Source organism: Faecousia intestinalis, assembly GCF_040096185.1.
Taxonomy (GTDB): Bacteria; Bacillota; Clostridia; order Oscillospirales; family Oscillospiraceae; genus JAZOXB01.
Genome location: NZ_JBBMFF010000031.1, coordinates 1 through 3743, shown reverse-complemented (window position 1 = coordinate 3743; position 3743 = coordinate 1). Strand labels below are relative to the sequence as shown.

Annotated in this window: 3 protein-coding genes and 1 pseudogene; 3 read left to right on the top strand and 1 reads right to left on the bottom strand. The window is 65.2% G+C overall.

Annotation, left to right across the window (positions count from 1 at the left end; genetic code table 11):
* Positions 1-166: 166 nt before the first annotated feature.
* From WMO66_RS00320 to WMO66_RS00310, 3 genes and pseudogenes are all read left to right on the top strand, one after another.
* Positions 167-1012: an HAD-IIB family hydrolase gene (locus WMO66_RS00320; protein WP_349134417.1), complete on the top strand. Its 846-nt coding sequence runs from the start codon at positions 167-169 to the stop codon at positions 1010-1012.
* Between the two features lie 5 nt (positions 1013-1017).
* Positions 1018-1884 (top strand): phosphatidylserine decarboxylase, encoded by an 867-nt coding sequence (locus WMO66_RS00315; protein WP_349134416.1) that lies wholly within the window; start codon positions 1018-1020, stop codon positions 1882-1884.
* 65 nt (positions 1885-1949) lie between these two features.
* A pseudogene (locus WMO66_RS00310) lies at positions 1950-2168 on the top strand (cysteine-rich small domain-containing protein); the annotation flags it as partial.
* Positions 2169-2433: 265 nt separating this feature from the next.
* On the opposite strand, the gene WMO66_RS00305 reads toward WMO66_RS00310, so the two are convergent.
* Positions 2434-3492 (bottom strand): LysM peptidoglycan-binding domain-containing protein, encoded by a 1059-nt coding sequence (locus WMO66_RS00305; RefSeq protein WP_349134414.1) that lies wholly within the window; start codon positions 3490-3492, stop codon positions 2434-2436.
* Positions 3493-3743 lie beyond the last annotated feature (251 nt).

Sequence of the window (3743 nt, the reverse complement as noted above, 5' to 3'; positions counted from 1 at the left end):
TACCCCTTTTGAACCGTCTAAATTTTTGCCGCTCCTCCGCATTTCGGGCTTGACTTTTAATAGTTAGTCTTTCACACGATCCTTCCCTCCGAAACTTTTGGCTTGGCAGTTCTTTTGACAGTCTGGTATAATGATAAAGCATTTCATTGTTTTACGGAGGAACAGCATGGGTAGATTTTCCAACGTCCTGCTTGCCAGTGACTTTGACCATACGCTGACGGATATGTCCGGGCAGATCCCCGCCCGCAATCTCGAGGCCATCGCCGCCTTTCAGGCCGAGGGCGGCATTTTCACCGTGGCCAGCGGCCGGAGCATTCCGATGTTCCGCAAGAAGGCCGCGCTCGTGCCGGTGAATGCGCCGTGCATTCTCTATAACGGCGGCGCGTGCTATGATTACCGCACGGACGAGCTGCTGTTTGCCTTCCCGCTCGCAGAGGATGCGCCGCAGCTGCTGCAGGCTCTGCGCGACCACTGTCCGAACGAGCGTACCGAGGTGCAGACGCTCGACTGCCACTATGCCTACGGCGACGATCCCCGCCGGGATGCCGCGCTGGCTGCCAACGGCGTGCCGGTACAGCACGAAGCTGTCCTGCCGCCGCAGCCGTGGATCAAGCTGGCCGTCTATGGCACGTCGAAGCAGGTGGGCTATGACGACCCGGCCAACACCCCGCCGGAGGAGATCGCCTATTTTGACGAGCTGCAGCGCTACACGGCCGGACTCGTCGGAAATCGCTATGCCATCACCCGCGCGCTGCCGCGCAATATGGAGATCAGCGCGGGCGGCTGCGACAAGGGCACTGCCGCCCGCCGTCTGGCCGACACGCTCGGCCGCAGCATTCTCGTCTGCGTCGGCGACGCACCGAACGACCTTGCCATGCTGCAGGCCGCGGACTACGGCTTCCGCACAGGCGACTGCGACCCGGGCATGCGCCGCTATGACTTCCGCGATGCCGCGCCGAGCGGCGAGGGCAGCGTAGCCTCCGTCATCGACGCGCTGCGCGCCCTGCTGTGAGCGCCATGCGGGAGGTCTGGAACCGCGCGCAGGGCGCGCTGACGCAGGAGCCGGAGGTCGGCGCGGGCGCCATGCACTTTGTCTACGGCACGGCGTTCGGCCGTCTGCTCGCCCGCGGCATCCTCTGCCGCCGCTTTGTCTCGCAGCTCTATGCCGCATGGCAGAAAAGCCCGCTTTCCCGCGGGAAGGTGCGCCGGTTTCTGGCGCAGTATGACATCGACGTCTCGGACTGCACGCAGCAGACGTTCCGGTGCTTCAACGATTTCTTCACCCGGCAGCGCATCCGTACGGACGACCGCTCCGCCCCGGACGAGCTGCCCGCCATCGCGGACTCCAAGCTGACGGCCCTGCCCATCGGTGAGGACAGCGTCTTTACCGTGAAGGATGTCTCCTACCGTCTCGGCGAGCTGCTGGCGGACGACGCGCTGGCGGAGCGCTTCCTCGGCGGCTGGTGCCTGATCTTCCGCCTGTCGCCGGATGATTACCATCGTTATGCTTATCCGGACACCGGCACGCAGGAGCCGACGGTCCGCATCCCCGGCGTGCTGCACAGCGTCAATCCGATCGCAGGCTCACTGGGTGTCTACCGCCGCAATGCCCGCGCCCGCACGCTGCTGCACACGGAGCGCTTCGGCGATATCGTGCAGATGGAGGTCGGAGCCATGCTCGTCGGCCGCATCTGCAACCACGAGACCGGCGCTGCCGCCTGCGCGCGCCTGCAGGAAAAGGGCTACTTTGAATACGGCGGCTCGACCGTCATCCTGCTGCTGGAGCATGGGAAGTTCGAACCCGCCGCGGATATCGCCAAATGGTCGGCCCGCGGCATCGAAAGCAAGGTAAAGGCCGGGGACCCGGTCGGGAGAAGACCATGAGCGAGCACTATAAATTCTTTCAGAACCGGGAATGCGAATATTTTCCGTGCCACAAGACGAACGATCCGGAGCACTTCAACTGTCTGTTCTGCTTCTGCCCGCTCTACGCCCTTGGCGAGCGCTGCGGCGGCGGCCTGCAGTACACGGAAAGCGGCATCAAGGACTGCTCCGCCTGCCTGTTCCCCCACCGCCCGGAGAACTACGACCGCATCTGCGCCCGTTTCGCCGAGCTTGCCGCTCTGTGCCGCAAGCCGCCGGAAGAAGAAGCGGGTACGCCGTTGTAAGCGGCCGCGCGGCAGGTTGAAAATGGAAAGTGGACAATATCGTGGGGCAGCCTCGGCAGATTCACGGGATGCTGCATGAGATTGCCACGTCGCTTCGCTCCTCGCAATGACACATCAGGATGCGCGGCGAGTATCAATGCCCTTTTACCGTTGAAGCGTCCTCCGCAAGGCGTTCCCTGAGCGCCCCATTCGCACAGGCTGCCGTTAAAATCACAAACAACGAATGATATTTTCGTAGCGTCGCTCAGTGAGCGACGCTACTTTTTTACCGTAGCTGGAACTGCGTATGCAGCAGCAGGCAAAGGGCCGGATCCGGGGCGCGGAGCGCCAGAGCCGCGACGCCCGCCTGCTCCAGTGCGCGCAGGCGCTCCATCCAGCTGCGCAGGCCCGCAAAGCGCACCGTGTGCGGCGCGCCCGTCTCATCGCGGTAGGAAAAGCACGTCAGGTGCTTCGCAGCGTCATAGTGCAGGCAGGCTCCGGTCCGCCGGGCCAGGGCCAGCGCTTCGCCCCGGCTGAGCCGCTCCGTCCGAAGGCCGCAGCGGTCGCACGCCGCATCGTCATAGTCCGCCAGTAATTTTTCCGGCGGCAGCCCCGGAAGACCGGGCGCAGCGCGCACCCGTCCGGCAGCGGCAGCCAGCCGAGCCAGCATCGGGGCCTCCCAGCCGAGCGCGCCGGGCCGCGGCAGGGCCAGCGTCAGTCCTCCGCCCCGCTCCGCCAGAAGCGCCTGCAGCCGGGAGACCAACGGAGCCGGATCGCAGTCCGGCAGCAGATCACAGACCGCCAGCTCGACCTGCGCCGTGCCATGCGCGCGGCAGAGTGCAGCCGTCTCGAGCAGAAGGCGCTCCTGCGCGGCCCGGCTGCGGAGCAGGGTTTCCAGCTTTGCTCCGCTTCCCGAGAGGCGCAGGCAGGCCGGGCGGCCATGCAGCGGTAAACGATGCAGCGCGCCGTCGCCGTCAAGCTCCGCAGCGTCCGCCGCCAGCTCACATATATAGGAAAGCCCCAGATCGTTCCATTCCGGCCCCATCGTGCCGCACAGCGCCAGCGGCCGCGTGCCGCGCTCCCGGAAGCCCAGCACGAGCCGCCGCCCCGGCCGGAGCGGCCCGGGATTGCAGCGGCGCAGCTCCGGCAGGCCAAAGCGCGCAGACAGGCTCTGCCAGCTCTCGCCGCACCGGACGGTGTGCAGCGCCTGCGGATGCAGCACGAGCAGCTCCTGCCCGGTCAAGGGCTCCGCCGTCCCGTTCCACGCGGCAAGCAGGTCCGGTCCGGTCCCGTGCATCGCAGCGATGCCGCGCAGCGTCTCTCCCGGCAAAACGGTGTGGATCATCGCACTCACCTCCTGCCAGCATATGCGCAGCATTTTGATTCGGCTATACGGGCATAAAAATATCCCGCAGGGGAAACCCCGGCGGGGTATGAGCTTGTCAAAAAAGGATTTTTGCCAAGCTCTCAAACGAGACCCGTTTCACTGGGCTCTCGTTTGAAAGGGCTGCGGCTCGCTGCAGCGCACGAAGGGCGCACCCTTCGCACGTTTGCGAGCCGAGCGGTATTTTCTCCGACGTACACGCCGCCGGAGAA

Bases quoted from the DNA above. Each gene is read 5' to 3' on its own strand.
- WMO66_RS00315 (WP_349134416.1), top strand. From the start codon at position 1,018: ATGCGGGAGGTCTGGAACCGCGCGCAGGGCGCGCTGACGCAGGAGCCG.
- WMO66_RS00320 (WP_349134417.1), top strand. From the start codon at position 167: ATGGGTAGATTTTCCAACGTCCTGCTTGCCAGTGACTTTGACCATACG.
- WMO66_RS00305 (WP_349134414.1), bottom strand. From the start codon at position 3,492: ATGATCCACACCGTTTTGCCGGGAGAGACGCTGCGCGGCATCGCTGCG.